17 protein-coding genes are annotated in these 15,621 nt (G+C 66.8%); 15 read left to right on the forward strand and 2 right to left on the reverse strand.

Annotated features, from left to right (window positions below; translation table 11 throughout):
* Positions 1 to 108 precede the first annotated feature (108 nt).
* The 15 genes from ACFYY1_RS08395 (at position 109) to ACFYY1_RS08465 (ending at position 14,313) form a co-directional block, all read left to right on the forward strand.
* Positions 109 to 975: a hypothetical protein gene (locus ACFYY1_RS08395; protein ID WP_388582491.1), complete on the forward strand. Its 867-nt coding sequence runs from the start codon at positions 109 to 111 to the stop codon at positions 973 to 975.
* A gap of 92 nt (positions 976 to 1,067) precedes the next feature.
* Positions 1,068 to 1,775, forward strand: coding sequence for a Flp pilus assembly protein CpaB (gene cpaB, locus ACFYY1_RS08400; protein ID WP_388582493.1), 708 nt, complete (start codon positions 1,068 to 1,070; stop codon positions 1,773 to 1,775).
* Between the two features lie 7 nt (positions 1,776 to 1,782).
* Complete coding sequence (locus ACFYY1_RS08405) at positions 1,783 to 3,069, forward strand: CpaE family protein (protein WP_388582496.1); 1,287 nt, start codon at positions 1,783 to 1,785, stop codon at positions 3,067 to 3,069.
* A gap of 90 nt (positions 3,070 to 3,159) precedes the next feature.
* Entirely contained in the window at positions 3,160 to 3,552 is a 393-nt protein-coding gene (locus tag ACFYY1_RS08410) for a TadE family protein (RefSeq protein ID WP_388582498.1), read from the forward strand.
* Positions 3,549 to 3,953: a TadE/TadG family type IV pilus assembly protein gene (locus ACFYY1_RS08415; protein ID WP_388582501.1), complete on the forward strand. Its 405-nt coding sequence runs from the start codon at positions 3,549 to 3,551 to the stop codon at positions 3,951 to 3,953. The genes ACFYY1_RS08410 and ACFYY1_RS08415 overlap by 4 nt, the downstream gene beginning before the upstream one ends.
* Before the next feature lie 69 nt (positions 3,954 to 4,022).
* Positions 4,023 to 5,360 (forward strand): CpaF family protein, encoded by a 1,338-nt coding sequence (locus ACFYY1_RS08420; protein ID WP_388582504.1) that lies wholly within the window; start codon positions 4,023 to 4,025, stop codon positions 5,358 to 5,360.
* Between the two features lie 10 nt (positions 5,361 to 5,370).
* Positions 5,371 to 6,309, forward strand: coding sequence for a type II secretion system F family protein (locus ACFYY1_RS08425; protein WP_388582507.1), 939 nt, complete (start codon positions 5,371 to 5,373; stop codon positions 6,307 to 6,309).
* A 14-nt stretch (positions 6,310 to 6,323) separates the two neighbouring features.
* The gene (locus ACFYY1_RS08430) at positions 6,324 to 7,211 is read left to right on the forward strand and encodes a DUF5936 domain-containing protein (RefSeq protein WP_388583455.1); all 888 of its coding nucleotides are present in this window, start codon (positions 6,324 to 6,326) and stop codon (positions 7,209 to 7,211) included.
* Positions 7,212 to 7,262: 51 nt separating this feature from the next.
* On the forward strand, positions 7,263 to 8,579 hold the full coding sequence (locus ACFYY1_RS08435) for a sensor histidine kinase (RefSeq protein ID WP_388582511.1): 1,317 nt from the start codon (positions 7,263 to 7,265) through the stop codon (positions 8,577 to 8,579).
* Positions 8,580 to 8,631: 52 nt separating this feature from the next.
* Entirely contained in the window at positions 8,632 to 9,729 is a 1,098-nt protein-coding gene (locus tag ACFYY1_RS08440; RefSeq protein ID WP_388582513.1) for a response regulator, read from the forward strand.
* A 254-nt stretch (positions 9,730 to 9,983) separates the two neighbouring features.
* Positions 9,984 to 10,214 (forward strand): hypothetical protein, encoded by a 231-nt coding sequence (locus tag ACFYY1_RS08445; RefSeq protein ID WP_388582516.1) that lies wholly within the window; start codon positions 9,984 to 9,986, stop codon positions 10,212 to 10,214.
* Positions 10,214 to 10,816: a pilus assembly protein TadG-related protein gene (locus ACFYY1_RS08450; protein ID WP_388582517.1), complete on the forward strand. Its 603-nt coding sequence runs from the start codon at positions 10,214 to 10,216 to the stop codon at positions 10,814 to 10,816. Before ACFYY1_RS08445 ends, ACFYY1_RS08450 begins: the two co-directional genes overlap by 1 nt.
* A gap of 31 nt (positions 10,817 to 10,847) precedes the next feature.
* On the forward strand, positions 10,848 to 11,459 hold the full coding sequence (locus tag ACFYY1_RS08455; RefSeq protein ID WP_388582520.1) for a hypothetical protein: 612 nt from the start codon (positions 10,848 to 10,850) through the stop codon (positions 11,457 to 11,459).
* Positions 11,460 to 11,467: 8 nt separating this feature from the next.
* The gene (locus ACFYY1_RS08460) at positions 11,468 to 12,109 is read left to right on the forward strand and encodes an OmpA family protein (RefSeq protein WP_388583457.1); all 642 of its coding nucleotides are present in this window, start codon (positions 11,468 to 11,470) and stop codon (positions 12,107 to 12,109) included.
* A 125-nt stretch (positions 12,110 to 12,234) separates the two neighbouring features.
* The gene (locus tag ACFYY1_RS08465) at positions 12,235 to 14,313 is read left to right on the forward strand and encodes a protein kinase (protein ID WP_388582523.1); all 2,079 of its coding nucleotides are present in this window, start codon (positions 12,235 to 12,237) and stop codon (positions 14,311 to 14,313) included.
* A 56-nt stretch (positions 14,314 to 14,369) separates the two neighbouring features.
* On the opposite strand, the gene ACFYY1_RS08470 is transcribed toward ACFYY1_RS08465, so the two are convergent.
* Together ACFYY1_RS08470 and ACFYY1_RS08475 are read right to left on the reverse strand one after the other, a co-directional pair.
* The gene (locus ACFYY1_RS08470; RefSeq protein ID WP_388582526.1) at positions 14,370 to 14,561 is read right to left on the reverse strand and encodes a hypothetical protein; all 192 of its coding nucleotides are present in this window, start codon (positions 14,559 to 14,561) and stop codon (positions 14,370 to 14,372) included.
* 11 nt (positions 14,562 to 14,572) lie between these two features.
* Positions 14,573 to 15,424 (reverse strand): helix-turn-helix domain-containing protein, encoded by an 852-nt coding sequence (locus ACFYY1_RS08475; protein ID WP_388582529.1) that lies wholly within the window; start codon positions 15,422 to 15,424, stop codon positions 14,573 to 14,575.
* Positions 15,425 to 15,621: the final 197 nt, after the last annotated feature.

Consider the following 15,621-nt stretch of genomic DNA (forward strand, 5'->3'; position numbering starts at 1 on the left):
GGATAAAGTGCTGAAGCAGAACCGCGGAGCAGGAGCGATTGCGGCCGACGTCATGACCGGCGTCCGGCCGGAGCCGAAACGGGGAACAGCGTGCCGACCGCAATAGCAGTGACCAGTGCTGACTTGGTACTACCTCCGACCGATCAGCAGACACCGACAGCCGCCCTGTTGCAGGCTCCGGATGCCCAGGCTCTGGAGATGGCCATCGGTGACATGCACGTGCTGCTCGAACAGCACGGCTATGTCGTCGCCGTCTACCCGACCGGCATCTCGCCCGCCCACGAGCGCCGGCTCCACTCCGTCCGCTCGGTCCTGGAGAGCGATCGCATCGCTCTGGTGAAGGCGGACCTGCCGCCGCTCGGCGTGGCCGTACTCGTACGGCAGCTGCGCCAGTTGTCCATCTGTGACTTCAGCCCCGGAGTGGTAGCCTCCGCCGCCCGGCTGCTGGCGCACTACATCCACGCGGGTGCCCTGCTCCACTCCGTCACCAAGTTCGACCGGGTCCCGGTCGACCTCAGGACCCATGCCAAGTCCTGGGTGCCCGGCTCGCAGTTCGCCGTGGTCGCGGGACCCGAACCACAGCTCGTCAAGGTCGGTCCGAAGGCGGAACTCCCGACCGGCCCCGAATTCGCCACTCATCTGATGACCGCCAAGGGGCAGTCCCAGTCCGAGTGGGTGAAGGAGGCCCTCGCGCCCGCGTGGAAGGTCCAGGCCATTCACGAGGCCGCACTCCCGTCCGGTTCCCCCGCATGGTGGGGAACCGGGAAACTGGTGGAATTCGCCGCCTATCTGCCAGACATCTCCGTCCTGTACCAGCTGGTGTCCTCGGTGCGCCGGGAGAACTGCCACTGGTGCGGAATGGAACTCATCGGTGACCGCTGCGGGTTCTGCTCCTCCCCGCTACCCGCAGCGGAGAACCGAAAGCACCCAGCCGGTGTCCTCAGCCATGGAGCGCTCGCACCACCGCAGTCCTAGAACGACCGCAGTCCCAGCGCTTCCGCTTTCCTCCGTAGACGCCCTTCCGTCCGCTGCCCCACGCATCCGAATTGAACGAGGTTGTCCGGCCCATGAACTCCCGTCAGCGCCGCGGCGTGATACTCCTGCTTTTGTCGGTTCTGTGCGCCTTCGGCGCCTTCGCCGGCGTGCTCTCGGTGATCAGCGACGTCAACTCCAAGGTCGGGCCGGAGGTCTCGGCCTACCAGCTGAAGTCCGATGTCGCTCCCTATACCGCCCTGTCCTCCGGGCAGTTCGAGAAGATCTCGATGCCCAAGCGCTGGCTCTCCACCAACGCGGTGACGGACCTCTCCGAGGTCAACGGCAAGATCGCCGTCACCCAGCTGCGCAAGGGCTCGCTGCTCCAGTCCGACATGATGCAGCGCCGTCCCGAGCTGCAGCCCGGGGAGCAGGAGATCGCCATCATGATCGACGCGGCGACGGGCGTCGCCGGCAAGATCACCCCTGGTGCCACAGTCAACATCTACGCCACCTTCTCCGGCGAGAACAAGGGAGAGGCATCCCAGTCCAAGGTCATCGTCTCCAATGCCAAGGTCCTGGACGTCGGCAAGCTGACCGCCCTGGAGCCCAGCAACGACGGCAAGTCCAGCATGGGCACCGAGGCCGTCCCGATCACCTTCGCGCTCAACACGCTCGACACCCAGCGCATCGCCTACGCCGAGTCCTTCGCGGAGCACGTGCGCCTCGCGCTCCTCGCCTCCGGCAGCGACAGCACCATCCGTCCGGGCGACCGCACCTACACGCTCGACAAGGACAAGTGAGGATCGAATGACCACGAGGATCCTCCCGGCCGTAGGTGATGTCGACGCGGCCAGATCCGTCACCACCCTGCTCAGCCAGCTCCCCGAGGCGGAGCCGGCCGCTCCGGTCAGCGATTCGACCCAGCTCATCGACACCCTCGCCCGCCTCGCGGGCGAGTCGCTCGACGATCTGCCCGAGGTCGTGCTGGTCCACGAGCGGATCGGTCCGGTGCCGGCACTGGAACTGATCCGGGAGGTCTCCCTGCGCTTCCCCGCCATCGGGGTCGTGCTGATCACCGCCGATGTCACCCCTGGTCTGTTCTCGTCCGCGATGGAGTCGGGTGCACGTGGTGTCGTCACCCTCCCCCTCAGCTACGAGGAATTGGCCAACAGGGTTCAATCCGCGGCCCAATGGTCCGTCGGAGTCCGCCGCCACCTGACCACCGGGACCGATGTCTTCACCGGTCCCGGCGGTACGGTCATCACCGTCAGCGGTGCCAAGGGAGGGGTGGGCGCCACCATTACGGCCGTACAGCTTGCCCTGGCGGCGCAGGCATCCGGGCGCAACGTGGCCCTGGTCGACCTGGACCTCCAGACCGGCGACATCGGCTCGTACCTCGATGTGCAGTTCCGGCGGTCCATCGTCGACCTGTCGACGATCACCGACATATCGCCACGCGTCCTGTCCGACGCCGTGTTCAGCCACAGCACCGGCCTGGCGCTGCTGCTGGCCCCCAACGAGGGGGAGAGCGCCGAGGAGGTCAGCGACCGCTCGGCCCGGCAGGTCGTCAGCGCCCTGCGCTCGCGCCACGAGGTCGTGGTGATCGACTGCGGCAGCCAGCTCCAGGGGGCCAGCGCGGCGGCCATCGAGATGGCCGACACGGCGCTGTTGGTCACCACGCCCGATGTGATCGCGGTGCGCGGTGCGAAGCGGGTCGTACGGATGTGGGAACGGCTCCAGATCCGCAAGGCCGAGGAGACGGTCACCGTCGTCAACCGGTTCATCCGCAACACCGAGATCCAGCCGCAGCTGATCGAGAAGATCACCGGAACCACGACGGCCAACACCGCCGTTCCCGCGAACTTCAAGGAGCTCCAGAGCGTCGTCGACGCGGGCAGGCTGCACGAACTCGACTCCAAGAGCACGGTCAAACAGGCCCTCTGGGCCCTTGCGGGCGAGCTCGGCATCGTCAAGGTTCCTGAGAAGGCGGAAAAGAGCGGCGCGAAGACCATCGCGAAGTTCAAGAACGACCGAGGCTCGATCGGTCGCCGGCGCGACCGCGACGGCGACTCCCGGAACCGGCAGACGACCTAGGGGGCAAGTTGACCAATGGCACTTACCGAGACGAGAGACACGGAGATACGGGGAAGGCGTTGCGGTGACGCTGTCCCGGTGAGGGGCGGGATGCGTGCCCGTTTCTTCGGCCGGGGACGCGACCGCGGCCAGACCGCGATCGAGTTCCTGGGCGTCACGCCGTGGATCATCGTGCTGTTCCTCGCGCTCTGGCAGTGTGCGCTGATCGGCTACACGTTCTCCCTGGCGGGGAACTCGGCGGACAAGGCAGCACATCAAGGGGCGATCGCCCAGAGCATGCGTGGGCAGGCGTGCCGCGACGCGGCCGAGGAACAACTGCCAAAGGCCTGGCGGGACTCGATGAAGCGGACGTCGTGCCGCACCTCGGGCGGCGCCTACAAGGCCGAGGTCAAGCTCCAGGTACCTGTTTTGGTGCCCGGCATTCTCAACTGGCCGTTTCGCGTCAACGGCAACGCCGCATACCCGGTGGAGGCTGACCGATGAACGAGCACACACCCACCATCGGCACCGTACCCGCCTTGGGCACCACATCCCTCCGTCGTGATCGCGGCCAGGTCGCCATCGAGTATCTGGGCTTCCTCCCCCTGCTGCTCCTGTGCGGGCTTCTTGCGATCCAGGCCGGGCTCGCCGCGTACGCCGCCAACCAGGCGGGAACGGGGGCCCGCGCGGCAGCGCGTTCGGGCAGCATGTCGGCCTTCGGCGGCTGCGATGTGCAGGCCGGCAAGGACGCGATGAGCGACTGGACCGCCGAGCGGGCCCGCATCAGGACGAGCGGTTCCGGCGAGGACATCACCTGCACGACCCGCGTCAAGGTGCCCGACATCCTTCCGGGCGTCAACATCTGGAGCACGGCGGAACGAAGCTCCACGATGCCTCGCACCTGACGCCTGCGGCGCGTCGAACCACGGCCTCTCCAGCGGCTCAACAAGCAAGTCGGAACGAGGAGTTACGCAATGAGTCTGCGGGCACGCATGAGCGCCCCCGAGAAGAACGGCGGGGCGCGGGAGGACAGCCACATGGTGGCCACCTACCGCGCCAAGCTGCTCGAAGAGATCGACCTGGCGGAGATGTCCTCGCTCGCCGCCGCAGACCGGCGAGCGCGGCTGGAGCGCGTACTCAGCCACATCATCAGCCGCGAGGGCCCGGTCCTCTCGACGGTCGAACGCACCCAGCTCATCCGCCGGGTCGTCGACGAGGCCCTCGGACTCGGCATTCTGGAGCCGCTCCTCGAAGACGCGTCGATCACCGAAATCATGGTGAACGGACCGGACCAGATCTTCGTCGAGCGTTCCGGCAAGGTCGAGAAGCTGCCGATGCGCTTCAGTTCGCACGAGCAGCTGATGCAGACCATCGAGCGCATCGTGTCGACGGTCAACCGCCGTGTGGACGAGCAGAACCCCATGGTTGACGCGCGTCTACCCAGTGGTGAGCGTGTCAACGTGATCATCCCGCCGCTGTCGCTGACCGGGGCGACGCTCACCATCCGACGGTTCCCGAGGGCCTTCACGCTCCAGGAAATGATCAATGTCGGCTCGCTCGACGATCAGATGCTGATCCTGCTGGCCGGTCTCGTCCAGGCCAAGCTCAACATCATCGTCTCCGGCGCCACCGGTACCGGAAAGACGACACTCCTCAACGCGCTTTCCGGTTTGATCCCCGACCGCGAGCGCATCGTCACCATCGAGGACTCCGCCGAGCTCCAGCTCCAGCAGAGCCACGTCATCCGGCTGGAGTCCCGGCCGGCGAACGTCGAGGGCAAGGGGCAGATCACCATCCGTGACCTGGTCCGCAACTCCCTGCGTATGCGACCCGACCGCATCGTCGTCGGTGAGGTCCGTGGCGGGGAGTCGCTCGACATGCTCCAGGCGATGTCGACCGGTCACGACGGCTCACTCGCCACGGTCCACGCCAACAATGCCGAGGACGCGCTCATGCGTCTGCAGACCCTGGCCTCGATGTCCGAGATCAAGATCCCGTTCGAGGCGCTGCACGACCAGATCAACAGCGCAGTCGACGTGATCGTCCAGCTCACCCGTCACGCCGACGGTTCCCGAAAGATCACCGAGATCGCCGTCCTCGACTCGCACGGGCGTGATCCTTACCGCATCGTGACCGTCGCCAAATTCGACGCCCAGCCGATGGACGCCGACGGACGGATCAACGGCGAGTTCAACTACCTCCCGCTCCCGCGCAAGATCGCCGAGCGCCTCTACATGGCCAGCCAGCCCGTCCCGCAGGCCTTCGGGGTCGCCGCATCCGCCGAACAGCTCGCCACCCGAGAGGCCAACTAGGTACCGTGCCATGACGAATCTTCCTCTTCTCACCATCGGCGTGACGCTGCTCGCCGGTGTCACGGGCGTAGTGGGTCTGCACGCCTACAGTGGCGGCAAGGCCGACCGGGACGCCCTGGTGGACCGGCTCTCGCACACCGGTCACATCCCGGAGGCGGGGCGCCACCGCCGCTTCCGGGGCCTCGACAGCAGGCTGCGCAAGACCGGCCTGGGCCGGAAGCTCGAACTCAAACTGGCCGCCACCGGCCTGGACGTCACTCCCGGCGAGTTCTTCGTCTACGCGCTCGCCGCCATGGCCGCACTGTGGATGATCGCCTCGTCGATACTCGCCAGCTTCTTCGGCCCGGTCGCCGCCCTCATCGGACTCTGGAGCACCAACGCCTTCCTGAACTGGCAGCGGACCAAGCGCACCGAGCGCTTCATCAACCAGCTTCCCGAGCTCGCCCGCATCCTCGCCAACGCCACCCAGGCCGGCCTCGCACTGCGTACGTCCATCAGCATGGCGGCCGACGAGATGGACAACCCGGCCGGCGAGGAACTGTCCCGGGTCTCGCGCCGCCTCGCCGTCGGTGAACCCCTCGACGACGCGTTGAGCGAGCTGACCGACCGGCTTCCCTCCCGCGAACTCGTCGTCCTCGTCACCACCTTGGTCCTCTCCAACCGGGCCGGCGGTACGGTCGTCAGCTCGCTGCGCAACCTCACCGAGACGCTGGAGGAGCGCAAGGAGACCCGGCGAGAGGTCAAGACCCAGCTCTCCCAGGTCACCGTCACCGCCTACGCCGTCCCGATGTTCGGCCTGGGCGCCATGCTCCTGATGGACACGGTCATGCCCGGCGCACTCGACCGGATGACCGGCGCCTTCTTCGGCCAGGTCGCGGTGGTCATCTCCATCGCTCTGTACGCGATCGGATTCATCGTGATCCGTCGCATGTCCCGGATCGACGTCTGATGAGCGGGGCGAACGTGGACCTGCTGCTCGCAGGCATCATGGGACTCGCGGTGTACGGCGTCATCGCCGGCATCCGCATGTACCGGCGTGACGCGAAGCTCCCCGGTGACCTCGCGATCGCGCTGGAGGTCGGCGCCACCCGCACCAGCGCGGTCGGCTCCGGCATCGACCGTCTCGGCATGCGCTGGGCCCCCGCGGTACTGCGGATGATGGGCCCCAAGGCCGTCAACAAGAAGCGCCGCCAGATCGACCTGGCGGGCAACCCTGGCGGTCTGACGATCGACCGCTACGCAGCACGTCGCGCCGTCTACGGCGGACTCGGCATGCTCGGCGCCTTCACGATGCTCCTGCGTGGCCAGATCTTCTTTGCCCTGCTTCTGGTCGCCTTCGGAATGTTCTGGGTCGAAGTCGGGCTCTGGTCGGCGGTACGCGTCCGCCGTGAGCACATCGACCGGACGCTCCCGGACTTCCTCGACGTCCTCGCAGTCGTCGTATCGGCGGGGCTCGGCTTCCGCCAGGCTTTGGGACGTGTCGCCGAGAAGTACGAGGGTCCCTGGGCGGACGAGCTCCGCATCACCTTGCGCCAGATGGACATGGGCGTCAGCCGCCGCGAAGCGTTTGAGCAGCTGCGCAAGCGCAACGACTCGGAGCAGGTCGCGATGTTCGTGACGACGCTCCAGCAGGGCGAGGAGCTCGGTGCCCCGATCGTCGAGACGCTGATCCAGATCGCCAACGACATGCGGCGCACCGACGCCCAGAACGCCCGGCGGAAGGCGGCCAGGGCCGTTCCCAAGGCGACCTTCGCGGTCACCACCTTTCTGCTCCCCGGAACGTTGGTGCTGCTGACAGTCGGCTTCGTCTACGGAGCCGACATCGACCTGGGCTTCCTTTCGGGCGGCTGATGTGGACGACGCGGGCGGCAGAGGAAACGGGGCAGGGGAGGTGACAGGCTCATGTCGTTCCAACTCGGTGGGACCCAGACCGGACTGGACGCGGAGGTGCGCAGCGCGATAGCCGATCCGGGTTCCCGCCCGGCGTTCGCCATCCAGCTGAACGCGCTCCAAGCGATGTGCAGGCAGGTCTTTGGCTTCCGGCTCGCCATGATCGCCATAGCCACGCCGTTCGCGATCAATCACACCGCGTCGGGCCTGGCCTCCTGGCTGATCGGCTCGGCCATCCTTGTCACCTTCATGGGTTCATACGCGTTGTTCCGCGACTGGGAACGATTCGGCCCCGTCCTTCTGCGCCACCCCTGGCTGCTGGGCATCGATGCCTTCTTCGGTGCCCTGTTGCTGGTCACGGCCACGCCAGAATCCACGCTCGCGTACGTCACCGCGTGCACCCCGCTGCTGGCCGGTCTCGTCTCGGGCTGGCGGGGTGCGGCGGTCTTCGCCGCACTCCAGATCGTCATCGTGCTCGGTGTGTACGCCACCGACCCGAAACTCCAGCCCGCGGACGCCACGGCATTCCTCCTCCCCGGCTTCTGCGTCATCGCGGGCGCCGTCGGCGTCACGCTTCGCAACCTGCTTCTCCGCTTCGGGACGGCCAGCCAGGCGCTCACCGAGACCCGGGCACGTCTCGCCGTCAACGAGGCCGTGGAGGGCGAACGCACTCGCCTCGCCCGGGAGATGCACGACTCGGTCGCCAAGACCCTGCACGGTCTGGCCCTGGCAGCCGACGGCCTGGCCGGTTCGTCCGACCGGATGGACCCGCTGACCGTCAAACACCAGGCGGAACTGGTCGCTCGCGCCGCCCGACGCGCCGCGGCAGAATCCCGCGAACTCCTCTCGGACCTGCGCCGTGAGTCGGGGCTGGACGGCGGCGTCGACGTCGTACGCGAACTCCGAGCCCGTGCCGAAGACTTCACTCGACGCCACGGTCTCACCGCGACCTTCCGACTTCTCAGCGAAGCACCGATCCCGCACGTCCCCCAGGTCGTCGCCCGCCAGCTGCTCACCATCGCCTCCGAGGCGATGGAGAACGCCCACCGCCATGCACAACCCACCTACCTCGTCGTGCTCGCAGGCGTGAAGGGCGACGTCCTGCGCGTCAGCGTGTACGACGACGGGCGTGGCCTCCCCCCGGGGACGACGCTCGACGACCTTCGGCACGCCGGCCACTTCGGCCTGGTCGGAATGGTCGAGCGTGCCGCGTCCATCGGTGCCCGCATCCGCATCGGAAAGGGGAAGGAGACCAAGGGTACCGAGGTCCGCCTGGAACTCCCGATCGCAGCTCTCCTCGCCGCTGCCGGCGCGGAGCAGCCCGAATGAACCGCTCCGTTTTCACCGTCACCCCCCATAGACCCTTGAGAGGAGGTCGCAGATGCCGGACGACGTCTCCCGTGCTTCGGGCCAGAACTGGGCCGCACAGAACCACGCGTCCCAGCACACGTCCTCGCACGTCACCCCGCTCAACTCGGAGCCCAGCTCCCACGCGTTCCCCGTCCCACAGCAGTCCGCGGCATCCGGGCCCATGCCTCCCTTCCCCGCAGCGACGCCCATGGCTGTTCCCAGCGCCCTGCGGGTCGTCGTGGCCGACGACAACCCCGTGGTCCGGGCCGGCCTCGGCGTCCTGCTCTCCGGCCGTGACGACATCGAGGTCGTCGCGGAGGCCGCGGACGGCCGCCAGGCCTACGACATGGCCGTCCAGCACCGTCCGGACGTCGTCCTGCTGGACGTCCGGATGCCCGGCGTCGACGGCATTTCCGCGCTGCCGCACCTCGTGCAGGTCGCGCCCGTCATGATGCTGACCTACAGCCGCGAGAACGAGATCGTCCACGAGGCGCTGCGCCTGGGCGCGAGCGGCTATCTGGTTCACGGTGAGTTCACGGCGGACCAATTGGTACAGGCCGTGCGCGACACGAGGGACGGCCGTGCCCACTTCACGGCCACCGCGGCCAACGCACTCCTCGCCCACATGCGTCAGGGCCCAGGGGCACAGTCACGACCGCTTCCGGAAGGGCTCGGGACGGCTCTGACCACAGGTGTTCCCTACCAGGGGCCCGGATACGACGGCCACGCCCCGAGTTCCGTTCAGCAACAGGGTGCGCCTGCACATGTACCCAAGCCTGAACCGTCTCCACCTGCGCCGCGACCTGTCCGCACACCGCAGGGTCTTTCGCATCTGCAACCAGTTGTGGCACAGTCTTCCATGGCCGGGGAACCGGACGCGAAGCTCAACAGGCAGCAATACGGGCTGAGTTCACGGGAGGTGGAGGTCATGGAGCTGATCGCTTCCGGCATGAGCAATCAGCAGATCGCCGCCACCTGCTTCATCAGCGAGAAGACGGTCAAGAACCACATCAACCGCATCTTCACCAAGCTGCACAGTGCGAGCCGCAGCGAGGCCATTGCCCGCTGGCTCGGCACGGCCCCCTCGGCGGGACGCGGAGCTCGCGAGGCAGGTGGTCACCGTGGCTGAGCGGCAGGCCGGGAGCGGATCCAGGACAGTGCGTGCGGGGCGTGGGGCCCGACAGCACGCGACGAAGTCGAAGACCCAACTGACGTTTTGGGCCCGGGAATGGGCCCTGGGACCCTCCGGCGAGCGGGGCGTGCCGCCGTATGTTTCTCATGTCGCCAGCGGCACCGGCCAGGAGGAAGCCGGTACCGCGGGCGACACCCAGGAAACTTGCGAGTCGGCCGGCTACCGGTCGGCCGAACCCGGAGGGGAACACCATGTCGAACATCACCCTGAAGACCGCCGTTCGCGTCAACGGCTGGGCCAACACCGCCGTCAGCGCCATCCAGAAGCGCTACGAGGCCAAGGACCGGGGCCAGACGGCGTTCGAGTACCTGGGCATCATCCTGGTGGTCGTGGCGATCATCGGCGCGATCATGGCGACGGGCATCGGTGGCAACATCTCGAAGCGGATCGACGGCCTTGTGAGCTCCATCACAGCCAAGTAATGCGGCGTCGCAACCGTATCGATGCAGGGCAGGCCTTCCCCATCTACGTAGTGATGGTGGCGGGCCTGCTCTTCCTCGTGTTCGCATTCTTTGCCGTCGGCAAAGCAGCGGCCTTGCGCAACGGAGCCCAGGGGGCGGCTGATGCAGCTGCTCTGGCCGCAGCGCGGCAGGCTCGCGATGAATTCCAGGCCGGATTCCTTGCTTCACTTCCCGAGGACCTGCTCGGTGAGTACCTCCAGGCCCACCCCGTGGGTGGATGCTCCGCAGCCGCCGGTCTGGCCGCCGAAAATCAGGCGAAGGTCGAAAGCTGCATCCCGATTCCGGGTGGCCGCGAGGACCGGATCAAGGTCGATGTCGAGGGTCTCAAGCCTGTGGACTCGTCGGTTATTCCCGGCACGGAGAATAAGAAGGCGAAGGCCACGGCTACCGCTGTCATCAAGTTCCGCTGCAGCTGGACGTCCGTCGACCTCAACGACGACAGCATTCGGGACATCTTCTTCTTCACGTGTGGCAAGGACTTTCTCGAGATCAGTCCGGGCAGCCCTCCGCCCTGGTCTCAGGTGAGCAAGATCCTCTACGACGTGCACTTGGTCGACAATTGATGGCGAACGACGAGTAAAGGAACCAGAATCCATGAGCATTCGGCGCTCCACCAGGTCTCGAAGGGCCGTGGCGGCTGTCTCGTTGGCAGCGGCGATGGCCCTGGCCGTAGTCGGCTGCGGCACCGACGACGCCGGTGACAAGTCCAATGGTGCTGGCTCGTCGCCCTCCTCCGCGCCTTCCAAGTCCTCGGACGAGGACAAGAAGGGGCCGGAGGGCACGGCTGCCGAGGACAACGTGGACCCGAACGCCAAGCTGGCCGAGGTCAGGGGAAGTGGACTCACTCTCGTCATCAATCAGGTGAAGCGTGACTCTGGAGGATTCGTCACGGTTCAGGGAACGATCAAGAACGTGAGTGACAGGACGCAGAACTCCAGCTCGTGGGCGGGTGCGGAATCTGCGGTCGTCAACGCCAACGCAAACTCTGTTGCTGGCGCGACGCTGGTGGATAAAACGGGCAAGAAGCGGTACTACGTTCTTCGCGACACGGAAAGCCGTTGCCTATGCACCACTGGCATTCCTCCGCTGTCGGCTGGGGAGTCGACTTCCATCTTCATGCAGTTCCCGGCGCCTCCCAGCACGACGACTGAAGTCGACTTCACGTTGCCGACGTTCGCGACGGCTTCTCTGAAGATTTCAGGGTGACGGCCGACATGACCTGCAACCGAACACGGCTGAAGCCATTCAGCGTCGCTGGACTGTCTGTCGTGGTGGCGGCCGCTGCAACATTGCTCGGGGCGTCGTCGGCCCTCGCCGACGATGGCCCGAGCGTGCCTCCAGGGACCGAGGCAACGTCTGTGCCGCCAGTGAAGCTCGATCCCAATGACCCAGACCTGAAGATGCCCGAGGGGGGCACGCTTGCCCCCGCCAAGGTTCTCGACATCGTCCAGGTGGTCGAGGACATGGGCGGCGAAGAGCGTCGCGAGGACAGCAACGCGAACATCAAGTTCGCGCTCCAGGCCGAGGTTCTGTTCGGCAAGGACAGTGCGAAACTGAGTTCCGCGGCCAACTCCCGTATCGCAGCCATCGTGGCGGAAATCAAGAAGCAGAACGCCACCAAGGTGCGCGTCTTCGGCTTCACTGACGACCTCGGCTCTTCGGCCCACGGTGACGTGCTGTCCAAGCAGCGCGCCAACGCCGTGCAGTCGGTCCTGGTGAAGGATCTCGGGTCGACCGTCACCTTCGAGATCCGTGGCTACGGCGAGCAGTACCCGATCGCCGACAACAGCACGGAAGAGGGCCGGAAGAAGAACCGGCGCGTGGAGGTCTCCTTCCCGCGCGGCACGTCTTCCTGAGGAACCGCGCCACAGCAAGGGCCCGTGGGCCGCGATCGCATCGCGGCCCACGGGCCTTTCGGCTGCGTGTGCATGCTTCTGACGGATGCTCACAGCATGTTTGATGCGCCATTAAAGTAGAGGTCATGGGGCAGCAAGGTGAGCTGGTCGATGGCCGGTTCCGACTGATCAGGGCCATCGGAAAGGGCGGCATGGGCCGCGTCTGGCTCGCTCATGACGAGGAGCTCGACCGGAACGTCGCCCTCAAGGAGATCCTTTACGGGTTCGCCGACGGCGAGGAGGAACGAAGCCGTCAGCTGGAGCGCTTTCGGCGGGAGGCCAAGGCGCTGGCCCGGCTCAGCCGGCATCCCGGCATCGTCACAGTGTTCGACATCCTCTCGCGGATCGATCCGCCCGTGATCGTCATGGAGCACGTGGAGGGGCCGTCCCTCAGGGAGCTGCTCGACGACGAGGGCCGGCTGCCGGTGCGCCGGGTGGCGGAGATCGGGCTGGCTGTTCTGGAGTCCCTGGCAGAGGCGCACCGCTCCGGCGTCGTGCACCGGGATCTGAAGCCGGCCAACATCCTGCTCTCCGGTCAAAGGGTGTTCATCGCGGACTTCGGGATCGCGCTGATCTCTGACGCGACCACCATGACCAGGGACGGGGGCGCCCCCGTGACCTTGCAGTACGCGTCTCCGGAACAGCTCCAGCACGCTCGTGGCGACGCGGCCTCCGACATCTGGTCGTTCGGCGCGACGCTGTACGAGATGGTCGAAGGACGGCCGCCGTTCCGAGGGGACACCTACGCCACGTTGATCGCGGCGATCTGTGGCAGGGAGCCCGAGCAGATGCGTTGGGCAGGTGATCTCGAACCCCTTCTCCTGCGCCTGCTCGTCAAAGAGCCCGATGGGCGGGCAACGGTCGAAGAGGCCGCGGAGGCACTTTCCGCGATCGTCAATGGTCCGGTGACCGGCCCCGAGGAAGCCCCCGGCACGCGAACGCCGCCTTCGGCCCCTCTCTTCGACCAGATGACGACGCGTACAAGCCCCGTAGCGGCGGGTCGGGCAGGAGTGCCTCGCCCCGGTGTGCCCGACCCTGTCCCGGCAGGCCGTCGTGTCGAGGCCGTTGTGGCGGAGGCCGTGGCGGCCGGGACCACGGTGCCGCCCCCGGCCGGTCCCGGCACCGGCACGATGCCCGCCGCGGAACCTGTCGCCGTCGCCCCGGATCCGCCGGCGCTGATTCAGGGACTGCCGGTCGGCAGGCTGGTTCCCGCGCTGCTTGATCTGTGGAACGCCGGGCACAGGGACACGGCACACCGGTCCCTCGTCCAAGCGGCGAAGATGCTCTCGGCAATGGACGTGATGGACGCGGTCCAAGGGCTCCGGGAGGGTGAACGCCCCGCGATGGCCGACGACTTGCTTCGATATGCCGGACGCCACCAGCCTCCCGCGGGCCTCGCGGCACTCGTGACAGCTCTCCGCTCCGCCGCACGTGACAGTGACGCGGACGAGATCTTGACGGCGGCGGGCAGTGGTCGACCGGCCAACGAGATTCCGCTCGTTGTCGCCGCACTCCGATCTCGGCTCGATCTGAGTTCCGAGAGATACAGGTCGAATCCTGACCACGATGCGGACCTGGTGATGTGGGCGGTGTCGGTGCGACAGAGCCCTCCCCGGGCGGCAGCGCGCGTGAGGCAGCCGGAGGGTGAGAGCTCCACATACTGGTTCACCGTGCCCGAGCGCCGTCAGCTCGTCGCGGAGGACTTGTCTCCCCGGGTGGTGACCGATCTGCTGCCAGGCACGCCGTATCTCGCGGTGGGTCAGCGTGGGCAGGCTCTGATCGCGCAGCTGTACGACGGTCGGCGTGGGCTCCTCTGGGACACGCAGCGCATTCAACGCCTGGGTGACGGCTCAAACCGCCCAGTGAGCGTTCCGTCTTCGCGTGCACAAGGGGAAGGGCGCAGTGCTTCGGCGAAGGATGGTTCGTCCGGGGGTGCTCAGCAGGTTGGGCAGCCGGACGGCGGGTTCTCGGCGTTCTGGTTCGCGGTGCCTGAGCCCCGTCAGCTTGTTGCGGAGGATTTGTCCCCGCGAGTGGAGGCCGAGCTGTTCCCAGGGGCTTGGTATCTCGCGGTCGGTCAGCACGGGCAGGCCCTGATCGCGCAGACGGAGGACGGTCGGCGTGGCCTCCTCTGGGACACGACGCGAATTCAGCGCGGCTCCATCTGACCCAGCGCCCGGCACGGCGAGCGCGTCGCGGTGCCGGGTGCCTTCTGCTTGTTCGGCTACAGCAGGTGGTCGGCCTTGCCGGCCTTGATGTCGCGGATCATCTGCTGGAGCGCTTCGCGGCTGTCGGTGAGGAAGTGCTCCTCCGCGCCGCTGACGGAGATGTAGCTGTTGCCTGCCTCATCGGTCCCTATCCGGTAGCAGGAGTTCCCTTCGCCGCAGAACGCGTCTTCCCACGTGACTTCCGGCATCTGTCATCTCCTCAGAGTTGGCGTGCGATGGCGTGGATGAAGGCCCGCGACTTGTCCGGCGACAGGGCGATCTCTTCCATCCAGTCCAGGTGGGCCCGGTATTTGGTCAGCTGAGCTTCCGAGTGGAGGAACACAGGACCGTGGGAGTTGTCGATCTGTACGGTGTCCAGCTGAGGCACCGGCCCCTCCGCATAGAGGACGGTCTGCCCGGCGCCCGGGAAGGCTCCTGCTTCGAACGGGATGACCAGTAGCGTGATGTTCGACTGCTCGGACTTCTTCAGCAAGTGTTCGAGTTGAGCGCGCGCCACGGTGCGGCCGCCGAACTGCATGCGGAGTGCTGCCTCGTGCACGATTCCTGTGTACGGCGTCGGTGTGCCCCCGTCCAGAACCTCCTGGCGTTCCACGCGATGTGCCAGTCGCAGCGCGATCTCCCGCTCCGGAAGCCGGGGGATCACCACTCGGAAGAGAGCCAGCGCGTGGTCCGAGGTCTGTAGCAGGCCAGGAATGTGCATGGAGTACGCAGCTCGCATGCGTACTGAGTGCATCTCCAACTCGGCGATGTCGAGAAGTCCTTGGGGTAGTTGTCCCCTGTATCTCTCCCACCATCCGCGCCCGCTCGGCTGGGCCATCTCTGTCAGGGCCTCAACGTACTTGTCGTCGGTACAGGCGCAGTTGCAGGCCAGTGTGCGCAGGCGTTCCGGGCTGATGGGACGCGTACCGGCCTCGATGTTCGAGATCTTGCCCCGGTCCACGGAGAGCAGGCCAGCCGCGAACTCTGCGGATACGTCGGCCGAAGTGCGCATCTTCCGCAGCTCGGCTCCGAGCCGCTTCTGACGTTCGGTAGGGGACGTCCTTGCTGCCATGCCGTTCCTTTCCGCGTGCGGTCACCGGCAGTTTGCCGCGTGTGCGCGTCCTGCTGCCACGAAAGGGTTCATTTCCCAGAGGAGTGGGGTAATTTTACCCTCGTGACGCTACGTTAGGTGGTGCACCGCTCACACAGCGCCGACGAGCCGGAAGTGCATCACGCGGTCCCGCCCGCGACCTCCTGCCCTGGGAGGGG

Source organism: Streptomyces sp. NPDC001890, from assembly GCF_042891445.1.
Taxonomy (GTDB): domain Bacteria; phylum Actinomycetota; class Actinomycetes; order Streptomycetales; family Streptomycetaceae; genus Streptomyces.